Below are 18,863 nucleotides of genomic sequence, written 5' to 3'. Positions count from 1 at the left end.
GCTACAACCAGAGGTCGAGGTCTGTCGTCTCGTCGTGTTCGCGTTCGAGCGGCTCCTCGAACGCCCGGAGGTACACCTCGCCCGCGAAGACCGTCGCGGCGTTGAGATGCCCCGCCAGCGATTGGCCGCTTGGCCGCGAGAGAACCGCATGGGTGTGAGCGAAGCGCTCGCCATCGAGGAAGGAGACGTTCCCGACGCAGGCGGCGACTTCGAGCGGTTCCTCGAACGTCACCGACCGATACTCCATATCCTCTTGGTCGTAGAACCACACCTCGGCGTCCTGGACGGCCCCCATCGCCCCGAACCACGCGGCGTCGATGTCTTCGAGCGCGGCGAACTCCTCGATCTCCGTGCGCCAGTCGGCCCCCGTCTCGAGTCGCAGCAGGAACTCCCGACTCGTGTCGACCTCTTGGTATTGCATACCCGACCCCTCGTGAGACGCGGACAAAAGCGCTGTGTTCGCCGGGGTCGACGACGGGGGTCGGTCACCGACGGGGGGAGTCGACGACGGGGGTCGGTCACCGACAGGGGAAGTCGACGACGGGGGTCGGTCACCGACAGGGGAAGTCGACGACGGGGGTCGGTCACCGACAGGGGGAGTCGACGACGGGGGCCGGTCACCGACAGGGGGAGTCGACGACGGGGGTCGGTCGACTCGCGGGCGAACACACTGATGTGGGCGCGGAACGGCCAGTGGATGCTACCGGGCCCGAGAATTAGACCCAGTCTCGGAGCGACGGCGCCTCCGATGCCGGCATCGAGAGATACGCGTCGTCGCGGGAGATGTCTGCGATAATGAACTCCGGCTGTGCGGGAGTGGAGTCCACCGAGGCCATCACCTCGGCGCGCGACGCGTCGGACTTTGCCGTCGCATTCGGCGTCATGTTTGGGAGTGTGTCTCATTCATACATAAACCCGTCGGATCGATGTCGCGATGGATATCACGTTTGTGTGTATTCTGTGGGTGGAAACGCACGTTCTTGCAGATATTCCGGTGATCGTGATATATATGATCGTTCCCGCTGTGTCGATCGTGTTTGTGATTACCAGCCAACTCGCGGCGATATTGGTATGTCGCAACTTACCATATCTCAGGCAGCGTATATAAATTCTTGCCAACACGGGACAGTGTACGGACGGCGACCGTCCCACACAACCCGGACCGCGGCGGATGACGCAGGTGTTCGTCGACGGGATGGCCGGCGAGACGCCAGGAGTCCCGATGTCGTTCGAGGACTCGGAGCGGCCGCGAGGTGTGTGCGAACTTCCCCGCGGACCTCGATTTGGGGCTGGTTGGCTGCAGCGACGTCGACCACCTCGACGAGTCGGTGCTCGCGGGGTGAAACCTGCCGCAGGTCCGTCCGGGGGCCTTCAAAGAGTACAAGAGGTGTGGCCCAGTAAGGCGCGGTATGAACGTTGCTGACGCGATGACTCCCCGCTCGGACGTCGTTACCGCCGAACTGCCGGGGACCCGCGACGACGTACTCGAGCACCTCCAGGAACGCGGCTTCTCCTCGGTGCCGGTGGTCAAACGAACCGACGAGGGCGAACAGTACCGCGGTCTCATCTCCCGGGAAGAACTGATCGAGCGACCCGACGAGGACCAACTGGCGGTCCTGATGCGGGAGGTTCCGACGGTGACCGCCGACACGACCGTCGAGGAGGCTGCGCGGCTGATGGTCGAAAGCGACACTCGGCGCGTGCCGGTCGTCGACGGTACGCTCGAAGGAATCATCACGGTGACCGACGTCGTCCACGCCATCGCACGGGGCGAAGTCGAACTGGACGTCACCGCCGGGGACATCGCCACGGCGGACGTGAACACGACGTACGCCGGCACGCCCCTTCCAGTCGGCGAACGGGAGATCTACTACGCGAACGTTCCCTATACGGTCTGTCTCGACGACGAGGGGTCGATGGCCGGCATCCTCACCGAAGTTGACATCATCTCCGTCGCCCGCGTCGTCGAGGGCGAAGACGACACCGGAGACTCGGTGGCCGGGCAGGACGACGAGTGGATGTGGGAGGGAATCAAGGCTATCGGCCGGCGCTACGTCCCGACGCGGAACGTCGAGATTCCCGCCGAACCGGTCTCGAAGTTTATGTCCGACGACCTCGAGACCGTCTCGCGCCGAAAGCCCGCGGTCGAGGTCGCCCAGTCGATGATCACCGAGGAGATCGAGCAGATCCCGATGGTATCGGGCGACGAACTCGTCGGCATCGTCCGCGACGTCGACCTGCTGGAGGCGCTGTGATGAGCGAGGAGCGGACGGAGGGCGAGCGCCTCGCGGAACTGGCCAAACGCCGCGGCTTCTTTTTCGGCGCGAGCGGGGCCTACGGCGGCGCCGCGGGCTTCTACACGTTCGGCCCCCAGGGCGCGACGCTGAAATCCAACGTCGAGGAGGCCTGGCGCGATCGATTCACCGTCCAGGAGGGGAACTTCGAGGTCGAGGCGCCGACGATCATGCCCGAACCCGTCTTCGAGGCGTCGGGCCACCTCGACGGGTTCGACGACATGCTCGTCGAGTGTCCGGACTGCGGGGAGTCCCACCGGGCAGATCACCTGATCGAGGACGCGACCGACATCGAGGACGCCGAGACGCTGCCGATCGCCGAGGTCGAGGACCTGCTGGTCGACCACGACGTCCGGTGTCCGAACTGCGGCGGCCACCTCGCCGGGGAACCGGTCGACGATTTCAACCTGATGTTCGAGACGAACATCGGGCCCGGATCGTCCACGCCGGGCTACCTCCGGCCGGAGACGGCGCAGGGGATCTTCGTCGAGTTCCCGCGCGTCAAGGAGTACGCGCGCAACAGCCTCCCGTTCGGCGCGACCCAGATCGGCCGCGCCTACCGCAACGAGATCTCGCCGCGGAAGAGCATCGTCCGCACGCGGGAGTTCACGCAGGCCGAACTGGAGCAGTTCGTCGACCCCGAGCGCGACGAACCCGATCTCGACGCCGTCGCCGACGTCGAGGTCACCCTCTACCCGGCGACCGAACAGGAGGCCGACGACGGCGAGTACGTCGAGACGACGATCGGCGAGGCCGTCGACGACGGGATCGTCGGCGACCCCTGGATCGGCTACTTCCTCGGCATCGCCCAGGAGTGGTACGAGCACGTCGGTGTCGACACCGACCGGTTCCGCTTCCGGCAGCATCTCGCCGGCGAGCGTGCCCACTACGCCGCGGACTGCTGGGACGCCGAAAGCGAGGTCGACGGCGACTGGATCGAGATCGCCGGCTTCGCCTACCGGGGCGACTACGACCTCTCGAAACACAGCGAGTACAGCGACGACGAGTTCACGATCTTCCGGCAGTTCGACGAACCGAAGACCATAGAGCGCGCCGTCGTCGACCCGGATATGAGCGTGCTCGGCCCGGAGTTCGGCGGCGAGGCCGCGGACGTGCAGTCGGCCCTGGAAGAGTTGGCCGACCGCGACCCCGACGCGTTCGAAGGCGAGACTGTGACGGTCACCGTCGGCGGCGAGACGAAGACCGTCGACACAGACGTGGCGAACTTCCGGATCGAAGAGGAGACCGTCTCCGGTGAGCACATCACGCCGCACGTGATCGAACCGTCGTTCGGCGTCGATCGGACGGTGTACACGCTGCTCGCGCACGCCTACCGACAGGACGAGGTCGACGGCGAGGAGCGGACGTACCTCTCGCTTTCGCCCGCAGTCGCGCCGACCGACGTCGGCGTCTTCCCGCTGGTGTCGAACGTTCCGGACCTCGTCGACCGCGCGAAAGCCATCGTCGAGGATCTCCGTGCGGCGGGCCTAGACGTCGCCTACGACGACTCCGGCAGCATCGGCCGCCGGTACCGTAGGCAGGACGAGGTCGGGACCCCGTTCTGTATCACCGTCGACCGCGACGGACTGGAGGGTGAGGGCCCGGACACCGCCACCATCCGCGAGCGCGACACCGCCCGCCAGGTCCGCGTCCCGATCGACTCTCTGGTGACTGAACTGCAGGCGGTCGACCGCGGCGAGACGGCGTTCGACGAACTGGTCGAGGCGTACGAACTGGTCGCGCCCGGGACGGACGCGTAGCCGGTGTCACCCTCGCGATCCGCGGACGGCGCCCTCCTACTCGTCGCCAGCCCCGACGGCCCGCTGCCCGCCCCGTCGTCGGGGGAGTTCAAGCGGCGCCTCGTCCACGCCAGCGGGACGGGGCTGCCGCTGCTGTACGTCCTCGATTTTGTGACGTGGCGGCAGTTCGGATACGTGATGATCGCGGCGTCGGCAGTCGCCGCCGTTCTGGAGTTCTTCCGGCTGATCGTCGGCCTCGACTGGCGGATCTACGACGAACTCACGCGCCCCTACGAGCAGACGAACCTCGCGGGCTACGCGCTGTATATGTTCAGCATCACGGCCGTCGCGCTTGTGTTCGCGCCGTATCTCGCCGTGCCGGCAGCGCTGATGTTGACGATCGGCGATCCCATCTCGGGGCTCCTGGGAACGACGCGTGAGGCCGGCGAGCCGAAGCGCCCGCGGACGCTCGCGGCGATGTTCGCGGTCTGTCTCCTCGTGGCGGTGCCGTATCTGGTCCCGGTCGCCGGCGTCGCAGTCGGCGGGATCGCCGCGGTCGCAGCAGCACTGGCGGCGACTGTCGCCGACGGTTTCACGCCCGTGATCGCGGGGTACGTCATCGACGACAACGCCTCGATTCCCCCGGTCGCAGCCGTCGCCGGGGGTGTAGTGTTGGCCCTGACGGGCGCCGCGCCTGTGATCGGATAGGGAAAGCAGGGTGCTCAGCGGCCCACGGAGGAATTTTTTATACTGCCGAGACGAACCGTCAGCCGTGACGGTCTACGAGAGCGACCTCCCGGGCGTCGGCAAGAAACACGAGATCGATCTGGGGGACGGATCGCAGCTCGTCGTCGTGACTCACAACGAGGGGCGGCGGGAGGTGTTTCTCCGTCCGGATCCCGAACGGGACTCCGAGAAGCTGTTCGAGCTGTCGGACAAACTGGCTCGACAGGTCGGGACGATCCTGGAGGGTGCGTACTTCCAGCCCGTCGAGTCCCAGGACGTCGAGACGCTCCTCGGCGGCGACACGCTGTTGGAGTGGATCGACGTGGGCGAGGAATCGCCCGTCGCCGGCGTGACGCTCGGCGAGTCCGACCTCCGCGCGAAGACCGGCGCATCCGTCGTCGCTATCGAACGGGGAAGTGACGTGATCCCGTCGCCGGGTGCGGAGACGACGGTCCAGGCGGGTGACAGGCTCGTCGTCATCGGTACCCGGGCGGACTGTGAGGACTTCCAGTCGCGCGTGGAAGGCGCATAATGGCGGCCGGGCTGTTGGAACTCGGGCAGGTGTTCGCCGTGCTCGCGATCGCCGGAGCGGTCGCGCTGCGGATCGGGCTGTCGGTAATCCCGCTGTACGTCGTCGCCGGGATGCTCGCCGGCCCCCACGTGGCCGGTCGCGTGGGCCTTCCGGCGGTACCGACGGGAGAGCTCCTCACGGTGCTTGCGGAGGTCGGGATCGTCCTGCTGCTATTTTTTCTCGGCCTGGAGTTCAGCCTTGACCGGCTGCTGTCGGCGCGATCGCAGATAAGTCGCGCCGGCGTGATCGACGCCGCGATCAATCTGCCGCTCGGCATCGCGCTCGGGCTCGCGTTCGGCTGGTCGCTCGTCGAGGCGCTGCTGCTTGGCGGGATCGTCTACATCTCCTCGTCTGCCATCATCACGAAGACGCTCATCGACCTTGGGTGGATCGCAAACGAAGAGGCCGAGCCGATCCTCGGGACGCTCGTCTTCGAGGACCTCTTCATCGCCGTCTACCTCGCGGTCGTCACCTCGCTGGTCCTCGGCGGTGGGGGCGACGTGGCCGGTGTCGGCCGCTCCCTGGCGATCGCGTTCGGCTTCTTGGGCGCGCTGCTTCTCGTCGTCCAGTACGGGACGCCGTTTTTCTCGCGAGTGATCGACGTCTCCGAGCAGGAGTCGTTCGTCCTCCGAATTCTGGGGGTCGTCGTGCCCGTCGCCGGGGTCGCGCTCTCGATCGGCGTCAGCGAGGCCGTCGCGGCCTTCTTCGTCGGGATGGGGTTTTCGACGAGCGGCCACCGCGAGCGGATCGAGGACCTGCTCACTCCCGTCCGCGACGTGTTCGCCGCAGTGTTCTTCTTGTGGATCGGGATCGGGACCGACCCGCGATTGCTCCTCACGGTCGCCGCTCCGCTCGCCGCGGTCGTCCTGCTGACGACGCCGGCGAAACTGCTCTCGGGGTATCTCGGCGGGCGGGTCTATGACCTCTCGCAACGCCGGTCGATCCGCGTGGGCATCGGACTGGTGCCGCGCGGGGAGTTCTCGCTCGTCATCGCCGCGCTCGCAGCAGGCGGATCGACGGCGGTGATGCGGGAGACGATCCCGGCGCTCGCCGTGGGCTACGTGCTCGTGATGAGCGGGCTCGGGACGGTTCTGATGCAACGCTCCGACCTCGTCGAGGCGGCCGTCTCACGGGTGCGTCCGGTCGATCGGACCTGACACGGTGACGTGCGCTGGAAGCCCCCGAGTCGACGGTGAACGACGACCGCGTCGTGCAGTCGGACGCGGCACAGCGGTGATCACCGACGAGGGCGACACCGTGGCGATCCGCCCCCGTCCGGAGCAGTGAGCGCGTACGACGAGAACGCCCCGCTGCGAGGAGAACACGCCACGGACCGGCCGGACGCTTTATTCGCCGCGCCGCGGAAGCGACGGCGATGACAGACGATACCCCACTCGTCGGCGTCGACGCGTGCCCTGCGGGCTGGGTCGCGACGGTCTGCGAGGGTGACATAGTGCGCGTCGAGACCCACGAGGCGTTCGCCGCGGTGACCGAGACCTATCCGGAGGGACCGATCCTCGTCGACATCCCGATCGGGCTGCCAACCGGATCCCGACGCCGGTGCGACGAGGCGGCGAGCGAACTGCTCGGCTGTCGCGGCATCTCCGTGTTCTACCCGCCGAGCGAGCGCGCGATCGAACACGACGAGTACGACGCCGCCAGCGACGCCCACCGTGCGGACGTGGGCCACGGGCTCTCGCAGCAGGCATTTCACATCCGGGACAAGATCCGGGAGGTGGCCGACGTCGTCGGCGACGACTACGACGGGCGGGTGAGAGAAGCCCACCCGGAACTCTGCTTTGCCGGGCTGAACGGCCAGCCAGTCGCGTACGGCAAGTCGGGGGCGCGGGGGCGTCGTCTCCGGCGAGCGCTGCTGGCCGAAGTACTCGACGGCGCGGAGCGGGCGTACGAGGACGCACTGGAGCGGTACCCCCGGAACGCGGTCCGCCGCGACGACATCCTCGACTCGCTCGTACTTTCCGTCGCCGGCGAGGGCTTCTCGACGGCGACGGGCATCGCGGACACGCTCGCGACCGTGCCCACGGACCCGGACGGCGACGAACCGCGGATCTACTACCCCGGGTTCGAGATCCCCGGCCCGCCGGGCCGTCCCGAAAACGTTTAGTGCGACGCCCGGCGTCTATCACGACGATGACCGAACGCTCTCGGACGTTCGCTCGCGTTCTGCCGAGAGCGACCGCTGCAACCGCTTCGGCGCTACGCTCTCGGGTTGGCGCCGCTGCCGACGTCGGCGCACGACGCCGACGACGACGGGCCCGTTAGGCCCGCTCTTACTCTTCTCTCTCCGTCACGCCGGTTCGACCCGAAAGCGACCAGCGTCTTTTCGACTCGCCTACAGGCATTGCTGTGTCTTAATTTCTTAACTCTAAACCGTGTAATTTATACGGAAGAGCGTCCGACTCGGAGATATGACAAGCGTGGCACTCGCGTTCTCGGGCGGGCTCGACACGACAGTGTGCGTGTCGCTCCTGCAGGAGGAGTACGGATACGACGAAGTCGTCGGCGTCACCGTCGACGTCGGACAACCGGAGTCGGAGTTCGATGAGGCACAGGAGACCGCCGACGCGCACGGGCTGGATCTGCACGTCGTCGACGCGAAAGAGGAGTTCGCCGACCTCTGTTTCGAGTCGGTGCGCGCGAACGCGACGTACCAGGGCTACCCGCTCGGGACGGCGCTTGCGCGTCCCGTCATCGCGAACGCGATCCTCGAAGTCGCAGAGAACGAGGGCTGCGACGCCCTCGCCCACGGCTGCACCGGCAAAGGGAACGATCAGCTCCGCTTCGAGGCCGTCTGGCGCGCCTCCGACCTCGATGTGATCGCGCCCGTCCGCGAACTGGAACTCACCCGCGAGTGGGAGATGGAGTACGCCGAGGAGAAGGGCCTGCCCGTCCAGTCGGGCAACGACGGCGTCTGGTCGATCGACACGAACCTCTGGAGCCGCTCCGTCGAGGGCGGCGAGCTGGAGGACCCCGCACACGTGCCCTCGGAGGACATCTACGAGTGGACCGACGACCCCGCCAACGCCACCGAGACCGAACTCGTCGAGATCACATTCGAGGACGGCTATCCCGTCGCCCTCGACGGCGAGGACCTGGAGCCGGTGGAACTCGTCCGTCAGCTGAACGAGCAGGCGGGCACCCACGGCGTCGGCCGCACGGATATGATGGAAGACCGGATGCTCGGGCTGAAGGTCCGCGAGAACTACGAGCATCCGGCGGCCACGACGCTTCTGACCGCCCACGAGGCCTTAGAACAGCTCGTGCTCACGAAAGACGAGCGCGACTTCAAACGCTCCGTCGACAACGAGTGGGCCCAGAAGGGCTACGAGGGCCTGGTCGACCATCCGCTGATGGGGGCGCTCGAAGGCTTCATCGCGGAGACGCAGACGCGCGTGACCGGGACGGTGACGGTCAAATTCGAGGGCGGCCAGGCCCGCGCGGTCGGCCGCGAGTCCGAGTACGCCGTCTACTCCGAGGACGCCGCGTCGTTCAACACCTCGGGCGTCGGCGACATCACCCAGAAGGACGCCACGGGCGTCGCGAAGTACCACGGCTTCCAGTCGCGCCTCGCCAACGCCGCGACGGACGCCACCGACGAACGCGCCGACAGCGAAGGCGACTGGGAGTAACCGATGACCCACGGCGAGGACGACCCGGCGGCGGGCGAGGGCGATCCGATGAGGGCTGACGGTGACGTACCGACGGCGGACGACGATCCGACGGCGGCCGGTGACGAATCAGCCGCAGGCAGCGACGGCTCGGGCGTCGTCCGCCGGGACCGCTTCAGCGGCGGCCCCGCCCGGAACTTCCTCTCCAGCCTCGCTGCCGACGAGCGCATCTTCGCCGCCGACCTCGCCGTCGACCGCGCCCACGTGGTGATGCTCGCCGAACAGGGCATCGTCGACGAGGCGGTCGCGGGTGAGATCCTCGCTGCAATCGACGACGTGGAGGACGCAGGCCACGGCGCACTGCCCGACGGTGAGGACGTCCACGAGGCGATCGAGACGGCCGTCGTCGACCGGGTCGGCCCCGACGGCGGGAAGATGCACACCGCCCGCAGCCGGAACGACGAGGTCGCGGCCTGTATCCGCTATCGGCTGCGCGCGGACCTCCTCGACGCGGTCGAGGGGACGGTCGCGCTCCGTGAGGCGCTGGTCGAGACCGCCGAGGACCACGTCGACACCGTGATGCCCGGCTACACGCACCTTCAACCCGCTCAGCCCACGACGGTCGCGCACTTCCTGCTCTCGTACGAGTCGGCGGTCGCCCGCGACACCGCGCGGCTGCTCGACGCCTCCGACCGGACGAACCGCTCGCCGCTGGGCGCGGCCGCCTTCGCGGGCACGCCGTTCGACATCGACCGCGAGCGGACTGCCGAACTGCTCGGCTTCGACGGCATCGTCGAGAACTCGATGGACGCCGCCGCCGGTCGCGACTTCCTCGCGGAGTCGACGGCGGCGCTGGCAACGCACGCGACGACGCTCTCGGGGCTCGCCGAGGACATCGTCGTCTTCGCGAACAGGGGCTTCGTCGACCTCGCCGACGAGTACGCCTCGACGTCGTCGATCATGCCCCAGAAGGTCAACCCCGACACCCTGGAACTCGTCCGGGCGGTCGCGGGCGACGCGGTCGGCGGCCTCACCGGCCTCCTGACGACGCTGAAGGGGCTGCCGCGGGCGTACAACCGCGACCTGCAGCGCGCGACGCCGCACGCCTGGGAGACGGTCGACGCCGTCACGGAAGCGACCGACGTCGCCGCCGGCGCTGTCGCCACCGCGGAGTGGCCCGAGGAGACTCTCGAAGCCGCCGCCGGCGAGGGTTTCTCGACGGCGACGGGCGTCGCGGACGCGCTCGCGATGGCCGGCGTGCCCTTCCGCACCGCCCACGAGGTGCTCGCGGCGGCGAGCGAGGAGGCCGACGATGGGACGCCCGACATCGACACGCTCGATGCGGTCACCGTCGACGTGATCGGGGAGTCGCTCTTCGAGTACGTGAGCCGCGAGCGCGTCGAGGCGGCGCTCGATCCCGTCGAGAGCGTCGCGAGCCGCGACTCCGTGGGCGGTCCCGCACCCGAGGCAGTGGCGGCGCAACTCGAGGCGGCCGCAGCGGGGATCGAAACCGACGCCGCCGCTCTCGATGAGCGCCGCGACGCCCTCGCGGCGGCGGCGACGACGCTCGAATCGGAGGTGGCCGCGTATGTCTGACCGGCGGCCACCCGGCCCCGTGAGTCGCCGCCCTGGGCCGCCGCCTGGGGCGCCCTCTCGGCTGCGTTCGCGACCGTCCCCAACCCGGGGACGATAACATACGAAATCAGACATCGATTTCGCACGGGCGGATCCTTCGACGTTTTCACGCCGTTAGTGGTTTCACCGGTCAGTTAATTTATCCGATAGCTTCGATGGGTTTAAGTCGCTTCCTTGCCCACCGACAGGTATGGCAGAAACCATCACCGCGGAAGACCCGCTGACCGGAGAGGAGATCGAAATTCCCGCCGACGTCGAGGTCGGCGAGATCGTCGACAGCCCCGCGACGGGCGCCGAACTGGAGGTCGTCTCGGTCGATCCGCTGACACTCGAGGAGGCCCCCGAACTCGAAGAAGACTGGGGCGAGTGAGATGAAGGTCGGGCTGCTCTACTCCCGGATCCGTCGGGACGAGAAGCTCCTCCTCTCGGAGCTTCGCGAGCGCGGCCACGAGGTCGAGAAGATCGACGTCCGGAAGGAGCAGTTCAGCATTTCCGACCCCCCGGAATCGTTCGACGGCGTCGACATCGCGGTCGATCGGTGTCTGGCGACGAGCCGGAGCCGCTACGTCACGCAGTTCCTCGACGCCTACGGCGTTCCCGTCGTCAACTCCGCGAGGACCGCCGACGTCTGCGCCGACAAGGTGAAAAACAGCCTCGCCCTGGAACGGGCGGGCGTACCGACGCCGAACACGGAAGTCGCGTTCACCACCGACAGCGCCTTAGAGATCATCGAGGAGTTCGGCTACCCCTGTGTGCTGAAGCCCGTGATGGGCTCGTGGGGGCGGCTGATGGCGAAGGTCGACTCCCGCTCGGCCGCGGAGGCTATCCTCGAACACAAGGCGACGCTCGGCCACTACGAGCACAAGGTGTTCTACGTCCAGGAGTTCGTCGAGAAACCCGGCCGCGACATCCGCGTCGTGGCCGTCGACGGCGAGCCGGTCGCCGCGATGACCCGCTCGTCGGACCACTGGCTGACCAACGCCGCGAAGGGCGGGGAGGTCGCAGCGTTCGAACTCGACGACCGCGCCCGCGAACTCGTCGCCGCCGCCTCCGACGCCGTCGGCGGCGGCCTGCTCGGCGTCGACCTGATGGAGACGGGATCGGATTACACCGTCCACGAGGTCAACCACACCGTCGAGTTCAAGGCGCTGAACGATGCCGTCGACGTCGACGTCCCCGCGGCGGCCGTCGACTGGCTGGAGTCGAAAGTCGAACAGTCGACGACGACGGAGGCGAGGACATGAGCGACGAGACGGGTCCCGGAGCCGACGGCGGCACGAGCACCGACGCCGACTACACGGCCGCCGTCGTCGGCGGGTCGGGATTCACGGGCGGAGAACTCCTCCGCCTTTTGTACAGTCACCCCGAGTTCGAGGTCGTCCAGGCGACGAGCCGCTCGAAGGAACGCAAGACCGTCGGGCACGTCCACCCGAACCTCCGGGCGATGGACCTCCGGTTCACGTCCCCCGAAGAGCTCGAATCGGTCGACGTCCTCTTCGCGGCGACGCCGCACGGCGTCTCGATGGAGCACATCGACCAGTTCCGCGACGCCGCCGACACCGTCGTCGACCTCTCGGCTGACTTCCGGCTCGAGTCGGAAGCGCAGTACGACGAGTGGTACGACGGCCACGTCTGTCCGGAATACCTCGAAGACGCGGAGTACGCGCTCCCCGAGATCAACCGCGAGAACCTCCCCGGTGCCGACCTGATCGCCTCCGGCGGCTGCAACGCCACGGCGACGATCCTGGGGCTGAAACCCCTGTTCGAAGCCGGCATCCTCACGGGCGACGAGCAGGTTGTCGTCGACGTGAAGGTCGGCTCCTCGGAGGGTGGCGCGGGCGGCGGCGACGCCTCCAGTCACCCGGAGCGCTCGGGCATCGTCCGGCCGTACGCGCCGACCGGGCACCGCCACGAGGCCGAGATCGAGCAGTTCCTCGGTCTCTCGGTGTCCTTCACCGTCCACGCGGTCGATATGACCCGCGGCGCGAGCGCGACCTGTCACGTCTTTCCTGAAGAACCGGTCTCGAAGGGCGACCTCTGGGGCGCGTACCGCGACAGTTACGCCGACGAGCCGTTTATGCGGACCGTCGCCGGGGGCGGCGGCGTCTACCGCTATCCCGAACCGAAGGCGGTCGCCGGCACCAATCACGGCGAAGTCGGCTTCGAGATCGACCCCGGCAACCGCCGGCTGGTCGTCTTCTCGGCGATCGACAATATGATGAAAGGATCGGCCGGACAGGCCGTCCACGCCGCCAACGTCGCCCTCGGGATGGAGGAGACCGCCGGCCTGGAGTTCGCCGGGCTCCACCCCGTCGGCGCTCCCTGACACCTGCCGGACCACGTACGATGACGCACGAATATCACACCCACGACGCACGCGACGCACGCCAGACGACGCCGGCCACGGGCGACGAGCGAGCACTCCGAGCCGACGGCGGCGAGCGGGAGGATAGCGGCGCGGGCGAGCAGGAGGATAGCGGCGCGGGCGAGCGGGAGGATAGCGGCGACGCCGATCCGCCGGTCGTCGTCAAAGTCGGCGGCGCACGTGCGGTCGATCCGGCCGGTGCCGTCGCGGACGTCGCCGACCTCGTCGAAGCGGGACGCGACGTCGTCGTCGTTCACGGCGGCTCGACGGCCGTCGACGAGACCTTAGAACAACTCGGCGAGGAGCCGACGTACGTCGAGACCCCGGGGGGCGTCGTCGGGCGGTTCACCGACGAGCGGACGATGGAGGTCTTCTCGATGGTGATGCCCGGCAAACTCAACACGGATCTCACGGTCTCGCTCCGGGATGCGGGCGTCGACGCGCTCGGCCTCTCGGGGGTCGACGGCGGCCTCCTGACCGGGCCGCGGAAGTCGGCCGTGCGGGTGATCGAGGACGGCAAGAAGAAGATCAAGCGGGGCGACCACTCGGGGAAGATCACCGAGGTGAACGCCGACCTGCTTGCGACCCTGCTCGGGGACGGCTACACGCCGGTCGTGACCGTGCCGATGCTGGCCGACGACGGCGTCGCGGTCAACGCCGACGCCGACCGCGCGGCCGCGGCAGTCGCGGGCGCGCTCGGCGCCGATCTGGTTGTCCTCACGGACGTCGCGGGAATCTACGCCGATCCCGACGACGAATCGACGCTGATCGAGTCGGTCTCCACGCCGACTGAATTCGACGGGCTCAAGGACGCAGCGGAAGGATTTATGACCAAGAAAGTGATGGCTGCAAGAGAGGCCCTCGACGGCGGCGCACGCACGGTGATCGTCGCGGACGCGAACGCGTCGGCGCCGGTCTCGGGCGCACTCGACGGGGGCGGCACGCACATCGAGGCGAGTGCCGTCGTCGAGCCGGACGAGGGCGACCAGACGGAAGCGGTCGACGATGACGGCGAGACGGAAAACGGAGAGGAGAACCCGGAGGTGACGGGATGAGCGGCGGCTTCGTCTTCTCGGAGAAGCCGATCGAGATCGAGTCCGGCGAGGGTGCGTATCTCTACGGCGAGGACGGCACCGAATACCTCGACTTCGGGGCGTCGTACGCGGTCGCGACGCTCGGCCACGCCCACCCGGCCGTGACCGAGGCCGTCCAGGAGCAGGCCGCACGGCTCACCTACGTCCAGGCGTCGTATCCCGTCTCCGTCCGAACGGACCTCTACGAGAAACTGGCCGCGCTCGGCCCCGGGTCGGTCGACAACGTGTGGCTCTGTAACTCCGGGACCGAGGCCAACGAGGCGGCGATGAAGTTCGCCCGCTCGGCCACCGGCCGCGAGAAGATCGTCGCCACGAAGCGCGGCTTCCACGGCCGGACGCTGGGCGCGCTCGCGATGACCTGGAAGGACAAGTACAAGAAGCCGTTCGAGCCGCTGGCGGGCGGCGTCGAGTTCGTTCCCTACGGGGACGGCGAGGCGCTCGCCGAGGCGGTCGACGAGGAGACCGCCGCCGTCTTCCTGGAACCGGTCCAGGGCGAGGGCGGCATCCATCCCGCCTCCGCGGAGTACCTCGAACACGCCCGCGAGGTCACAGAGGAGACCGGCGCTGCGCTCGTCTTCGACGAGATCCAGACCGGCGTCGGGCGCACGGGCGACCTGTGGGCCTGCGACGGCGTCGGCGTCGAACCCGACATCCTCACCGCGGCGAAGGGCATCGCGAACGGCCTGCCGCTGGGGACGACCCTCGTGGCTGACTGGATCGCCGAGAACCCCGGCGACCACGGCTCGACCTTCTCCGGCGGGCCGGTGGTCGCGGCGGCGGCCAATGCGACGCTCGACACCGTCGTCGACGAGGACGTCCCCGCCAACGCGGCGCACGTCGGCGAGTACCTGCGCAGCGAACTGGAGGCGGCCGTCGAGGAACACGACCTGCCCGTCCGCGAGGTGCGGGGGGTCGGCCTGATGATCGGGATCCAGGTGAAACGCGGCGCCAACCGCGTGCTGAAGAACCTCGCGCTCTCCGAGCAGGTGCTCGCGCTGCCGGCCGGGCGGACGGTCGTCCGCCTGCTGCCGCCGCTGATCATCGACGAGACGCACGCCGACCAGTTCGTCGACTCGATCGTGGAGGTGCTGAAATGAGCGCCGAACTCGACGGGGACGACGAGCTGAGCGTCGATGGCGACGAGGGCGAACCGGCTGCCGAACGCGACGAGGATGCCGAAACGCCGCCGGAGACACCGGAACCGGCCAGCGACGGCGGGATCACGTTCAAGGCCACCGGCCACGACGTCTTCGAGGTCCAGGAGAACCTCACCGAGGGGCTGACCGAGGCCCAGACCCTGCTTGCGGATCTGGTCTCGATCCCCTCGCCGTCGGGCGAGGAGGGCGCCGCCGCCCAGCGGCTGAAGGAGTTTTTCGAGGAACACGATCGGGAGGTGTGGATCGACGACGCCGGCAACGTCCGCGCGCCGGCCGACGATTCGGTACTTTTGACCTCCCACATCGACACCGTCCCGGGCGACGTCCCGGTGAAGATTGAGAACGGCGTCCTCTGGGGGCGCGGGAGCGTCGACGCCACGGGCCCGCTCGCGGCGATGGCCGTCGCGGCCGTCGAGACCGGCGTCTCCTTCGTGGGCGTGGTGCGCGAGGAGACCGGTTCCAACGGCGCGTGGCACCTCGTCGAGGACCGGGGACAGCCCGAGGCCGTTATCAACGGCGAGCCCTCGGGGTGGGACGGCATCACGCTCGGCTACCGCGGGTTCCTCGCGGGGACGTACGTCTCGACGAGCGAGCTCGGGCACTCCTCGCGTCCCGAGGACAACGCCATCCAGTCGGCGGTGAACTGGTGGTCCAGCGTCGCGGACTTCTTCGACGAGGACGACTCCGAGGGCGTCTTCGACACCGTGACGACCAAACCGGTCCGCTTCGACGGCGGCCCCACCGACGACGGCCTCGCCGTCGAGGCGACCGTCGACGTGCAGTTCCGGGTCCCGCCGAAGTACACCATCGACGACGTCCGGGAGGTCGCGGAGGGTGAACTCGATCGTGGCGGTGTTCACTGGGAGACGCCGATCCCGCCCGTGATGGCGAGCCCACGGACGGAAGTCGCCGCCGCGCTCCGCGCCGCGATCCGGGGGGCCGGCGGCGAGCCGCGGCTCCTCCGGAAGACCGGGACCAGCGACATGAACATCTACGCCGGGACGTGGGACTGCCCGATGGCGACCTACGGCCCCGGCGACTCGGACCTGGATCACGCGCCGAACGAACACCTCGACCTCGCGGAGTACGACAGTTCGATCGACGTGCTTGTCGACGTCTGTGAGCGCCTGCAGGAGTGAGACAGATGCTCCAAACCGACCACTTCCTCGACATCGACGACCTCGCGACCGACGAACTGCACACCGTCCTCGACCGCGCCGCCGCGATCAAAGCCGGCGAGGACGGGGCGAGACTGCCCGAGCAGACGCTGGGGATGCTCTTCGAGAAGCCCAGCACGCGGACCCGGATCTCCTTCGAGACCGGGATGACCCAGCTCGGCGGCCACGCCATCTTCCTGGGCCCCGACGACATCCAACTGGGCCACGGCGAACCGCTCTCGGACACCTCGCGGGTGCTCTCGCGGTACGTCGACGTGGTGATGGCGCGGCTGTTCGATCACGAGGACCTCCTCGAACTCGCCGAGTACGCGGACGTCCCGATCGTCAACGGACTCACCGACGACGCCCACCCGTGTCAGACACTCGCGGACCTGTTGACGATCAGGGAGGCCTTCGACGGCTTCGACGGGGTACAGGCCGCGTGGGTCGGCGACGGCAACAACGTCGGGCAGTCGTTCGTGATCGGCGCCGCGATGGTTGGCCTGGACCTGACAGTCGCGACGCCCGAGGGCTACGGAATGGACGATGCGGTCGTAGAGCAGGCAGCGGATCTCGGCCACGAGCCGACGGTCGTCGACGACCCCGGCGAGGCCGTCGCCGACGCGGACGTCGTCTACACGGACGTCTGGATCTCGATGGGCCAGGAGGACCAACGCGAGGAGAAACTGGCCGCCTTCGAGGGGTATCAGGTGAACGAGGACCTCCTCGAAGACTCCGAGGCGTCGGTGATGCACTGTCTGCCCGCCCACCGCGGGGAGGAGATCACCGACGCGGTGATGGAGTCCGACCGCGTACTCGTCTGGGATCAGGCGGAGAACCGCCTGCACGCCCAGAAGGGGCTGCTCGTCGAACTGCTCGACGCGTAACGGGTCCCCCTTGGCCGCGCGTTGTTCACCGAAGCGTCGCGTACACGCCGCCGACCACCACACCGTACGCCAGGTGACCGATCAGGCTGGTGACGCTCACATTCGGGAGTGGGGGGTTCGCGGGCGAACCGACCGCCGAGAGCCAGATCGGCATCACGATGACGGCGAGGACGATCCAGAGCGCGACGCCGTAGCCCGCACCGAGCGCGACGCCCTTTGCGGTCGACAGATCCGTCTGCGTCGACGCGATCGCGGCGAAGACGACGCCGAGAACGGCGCTGTGAGCGACGTGGATGGTGAAGCCCGCCGCCCCACCGGTCAGGAAGTACATCGAGGGGATCGCTACCTCGAGGACGGGGCGCATCTGCATCACCATCAGCGCGCCCATCACGATGCCGCCGATCACGCCGGCGACGACGCCGTACTGCCACTCGGCCGTGTCTGTACCGGTCGCTGTCGAGGTCGTGGTATCCGTTGCCATACTCTAACATCGACGAGGATCAGATTAAGCCCACCTCGGGCGCGCGCAGCGGCCGCACGTGGCCGGTAATTTTATATAATAGATTGTGAGAGTTTCGCAGTCGGTCGATCGCTCCGGAGTCGGCGGCGGGGCACCGCGCATTACAACGAAAAGACACATACCGACGGACGGAATGTGTTCGGGTATGGCGAACCCGCTCCGTCGACGATTCGCTGACGCCTACGAGCGGATGCTCCGCCGACAGCTCGATTCCGCACCCACGCACGTCGCGATCATCCAGGACGGCAACCGGCGCTACGCCCGCAAGCAGGGCGACGACGCTCCGGAGGGACACCGCGAAGGGGCGAAGACGACCGAGCGCGTCCTCGAGTGGTGCGACGAACTCGGGATCGCGGAGTTGACGCTGTATGCCTTCTCGACGGAGAACTTCGACCGACCCGACGAGGAACTGCAACCGCTCTTCGACCTGCTGGAATCGAAGCTCTACGAGTTCGCGGACGCCGACCGCGTCCACGACAACGGCGTCCGCATCGGCGCCATCGGCGACGTCGAGCGGCTGCCCGAGCGGGTCCGCGAGGCGGTCACCTACGCCGAGTCGCGGACGAGCGGCTACGACACCCTCCGCTTGAACATCGCGTTGGCGTACGGCGGGCGCTCCGAGTTGCTCGGGGCCGCTCGCGACGTCGCCGAAGAGGTCGCCGAGGGCGAACTCTCACCCGACGAGGTCGACATCCACGCGGTCGAAGACCGGCTCGCGGAACACACCACCCGCGACGTCGACCTGATCATCCGGACCGGCGGGGACGAGCGGACCTCGAACTTCCTGCCGTGGCACGCCAACGGCAACGAGGCCGCGGTCTACTTCTGTGCGCCCTACTGGCCGGAGTTCTCGAAGGTGGACTTCCTCCGCGGGCTCCGGACTTACCAGGCCCGCGAGCAGTCCTGGCAGCAGTCCCGTGCCGACCGGGCGGTCGCGCTGCTGCGGGCCGTCACCGAGACGGAACTCGCGGACGCGAAGGCCGTCGCCGGGCGCCTCCGGGAGCAACTCCCCTCCGCGGGCGCCCGAGAGGTGTCTGAGGAGCTCGAACGGCAGCACGGCGCGGAGCCGGTAGATCACGGCGATTGAAC

General features: G+C 68.2%; 19 protein-coding genes. 16 read left to right on the top strand and 3 right to left on the bottom strand.

From position 1 onward, the window contains the following. Position 1: 1 nt before the first annotated feature. Both RJT37_RS04195 and RJT37_RS04190 read right to left on the bottom strand, forming a co-directional pair. Positions 2 to 421 (bottom strand): PPC domain-containing DNA-binding protein, encoded by a 420-nt coding sequence (locus tag RJT37_RS04195; protein WP_313688064.1) that lies wholly within the window; start codon positions 419 to 421, stop codon positions 2 to 4. A 295-nt stretch (positions 422 to 716) separates the two neighbouring features. Next, a complete protein-coding gene (locus RJT37_RS04190; RefSeq protein ID WP_313688062.1) occupies positions 717 to 884 on the bottom strand; it encodes a DUF7556 family protein in 168 nt (55 codons plus the stop codon). Positions 885 to 1,409: 525 nt separating this feature from the next. Here RJT37_RS04190 and RJT37_RS04185 point away from each other — a divergent pair. The 15 genes from RJT37_RS04185 to argF all read left to right on the top strand — a co-directional run bounded on the left by RJT37_RS04185 (position 1,410) and on the right by argF (position 17,254). Next, entirely contained in the window at positions 1,410 to 2,255 is an 846-nt protein-coding gene (locus RJT37_RS04185; RefSeq protein ID WP_313688061.1) for a CBS domain-containing protein, read from the top strand. Continuing rightward, positions 2,255 to 4,054 (top strand): glycine--tRNA ligase, encoded by a 1,800-nt coding sequence (gene glyS / locus RJT37_RS04180; RefSeq protein WP_313688059.1) that lies wholly within the window; start codon positions 2,255 to 2,257, stop codon positions 4,052 to 4,054. Before RJT37_RS04185 ends, glyS begins: the two co-directional genes overlap by 1 nt. A 63-nt stretch (positions 4,055 to 4,117) precedes the next feature. Next, positions 4,118 to 4,741, top strand: a complete 624-nt coding sequence (locus RJT37_RS04175; protein ID WP_313689845.1) for a dolichol kinase — start codon at positions 4,118 to 4,120, stop codon at positions 4,739 to 4,741. A 64-nt stretch (positions 4,742 to 4,805) separates the two neighbouring features. Then, positions 4,806 to 5,291, top strand: a complete 486-nt coding sequence (locus RJT37_RS04170) for a cation:proton antiporter regulatory subunit (RefSeq protein WP_313688057.1) — start codon at positions 4,806 to 4,808, stop codon at positions 5,289 to 5,291. Beyond that, positions 5,291 to 6,487 carry a cation:proton antiporter gene (locus RJT37_RS04165; RefSeq protein ID WP_313688055.1) on the top strand — a complete coding sequence of 399 codons (1,197 nt, stop codon included), beginning with the start codon at positions 5,291 to 5,293 and terminating at the stop codon, positions 6,485 to 6,487. Before RJT37_RS04170 ends, RJT37_RS04165 begins: the two co-directional genes overlap by 1 nt. A gap of 218 nt (positions 6,488 to 6,705) precedes the next feature. Continuing rightward, positions 6,706 to 7,455 carry a DUF429 domain-containing protein gene (locus RJT37_RS04160; RefSeq protein ID WP_313688053.1) on the top strand — a complete coding sequence of 250 codons (750 nt, stop codon included), beginning with the start codon at positions 6,706 to 6,708 and terminating at the stop codon, positions 7,453 to 7,455. 304 nt (positions 7,456 to 7,759) lie between these two features. Continuing rightward, on the top strand, positions 7,760 to 8,980 hold the full coding sequence (locus RJT37_RS04155; protein ID WP_313688051.1) for an argininosuccinate synthase: 1,221 nt from the start codon (positions 7,760 to 7,762) through the stop codon (positions 8,978 to 8,980). A gap of 48 nt (positions 8,981 to 9,028) precedes the next feature. Then, positions 9,029 to 10,555: an argininosuccinate lyase gene (gene argH, locus RJT37_RS04150; protein WP_345785388.1), complete on the top strand. Its 1,527-nt coding sequence runs from the start codon at positions 9,029 to 9,031 to the stop codon at positions 10,553 to 10,555. Between the two features lie 229 nt (positions 10,556 to 10,784). Further along, entirely contained in the window at positions 10,785 to 10,964 is a 180-nt protein-coding gene (gene lysW / locus RJT37_RS04145) for a lysine biosynthesis protein LysW (protein ID WP_121568781.1), read from the top strand. 1 nt (position 10,965) lies between these two features. After that, positions 10,966 to 11,838: a lysine biosynthesis protein LysX gene (gene lysX, locus RJT37_RS04140; protein ID WP_313688045.1), complete on the top strand. Its 873-nt coding sequence runs from the start codon at positions 10,966 to 10,968 to the stop codon at positions 11,836 to 11,838. After that, entirely contained in the window at positions 11,835 to 12,920 is a 1,086-nt protein-coding gene (gene argC, locus RJT37_RS04135; RefSeq protein WP_313688044.1) for an N-acetyl-gamma-glutamyl-phosphate reductase, read from the top strand. The genes lysX and argC overlap by 4 nt, the downstream gene beginning before the upstream one ends. 20 nt (positions 12,921 to 12,940) lie before the next feature. Next, complete coding sequence (locus RJT37_RS04130) at positions 12,941 to 14,014, top strand: acetylglutamate/acetylaminoadipate kinase (protein WP_313688042.1); 1,074 nt, start codon at positions 12,941 to 12,943, stop codon at positions 14,012 to 14,014. Next, positions 14,011 to 15,150 (top strand): aspartate aminotransferase family protein, encoded by a 1,140-nt coding sequence (locus tag RJT37_RS04125; protein WP_313688040.1) that lies wholly within the window; start codon positions 14,011 to 14,013, stop codon positions 15,148 to 15,150. The genes RJT37_RS04130 and RJT37_RS04125 overlap by 4 nt, the downstream gene beginning before the upstream one ends. Continuing rightward, positions 15,147 to 16,349, top strand: a complete 1,203-nt coding sequence (locus RJT37_RS04120) for a [LysW]-lysine hydrolase (protein ID WP_313688038.1) — start codon at positions 15,147 to 15,149, stop codon at positions 16,347 to 16,349. Before RJT37_RS04125 ends, RJT37_RS04120 begins: the two co-directional genes overlap by 4 nt. 5 nt (positions 16,350 to 16,354) lie before the next feature. Continuing rightward, complete coding sequence (argF, locus tag RJT37_RS04115; RefSeq protein ID WP_313688037.1) at positions 16,355 to 17,254, top strand: ornithine carbamoyltransferase; 900 nt, start codon at positions 16,355 to 16,357, stop codon at positions 17,252 to 17,254. A 25-nt stretch (positions 17,255 to 17,279) separates the two neighbouring features. Here the strand turns inward: argF and RJT37_RS04110 are convergent, their stop codons facing one another. After that, entirely contained in the window at positions 17,280 to 17,735 is a 456-nt protein-coding gene (locus tag RJT37_RS04110) for a histidine kinase (protein ID WP_313688035.1), read from the bottom strand. A gap of 184 nt (positions 17,736 to 17,919) precedes the next feature. Here RJT37_RS04110 and uppS point away from each other — a divergent pair, with 184 nt between their 5' ends. Then, positions 17,920 to 18,861 (top strand): polyprenyl diphosphate synthase, encoded by a 942-nt coding sequence (gene uppS, locus RJT37_RS04105; protein ID WP_313688033.1) that lies wholly within the window; start codon positions 17,920 to 17,922, stop codon positions 18,859 to 18,861. The last annotated feature ends 2 nt before the right edge of the window (positions 18,862 to 18,863 follow it).

Origin of the sequence: Halobellus marinus (genome assembly GCF_032113415.1) — an archaeon.
Taxonomy (GTDB): Archaea; Halobacteriota; Halobacteria; order Halobacteriales; family Haloferacaceae; genus Haloquadratum; species Haloquadratum marinus.
Note: the sequence above shows the minus strand (reverse complement) of the source record. Positions and strands in the feature narration are given on the sequence as shown.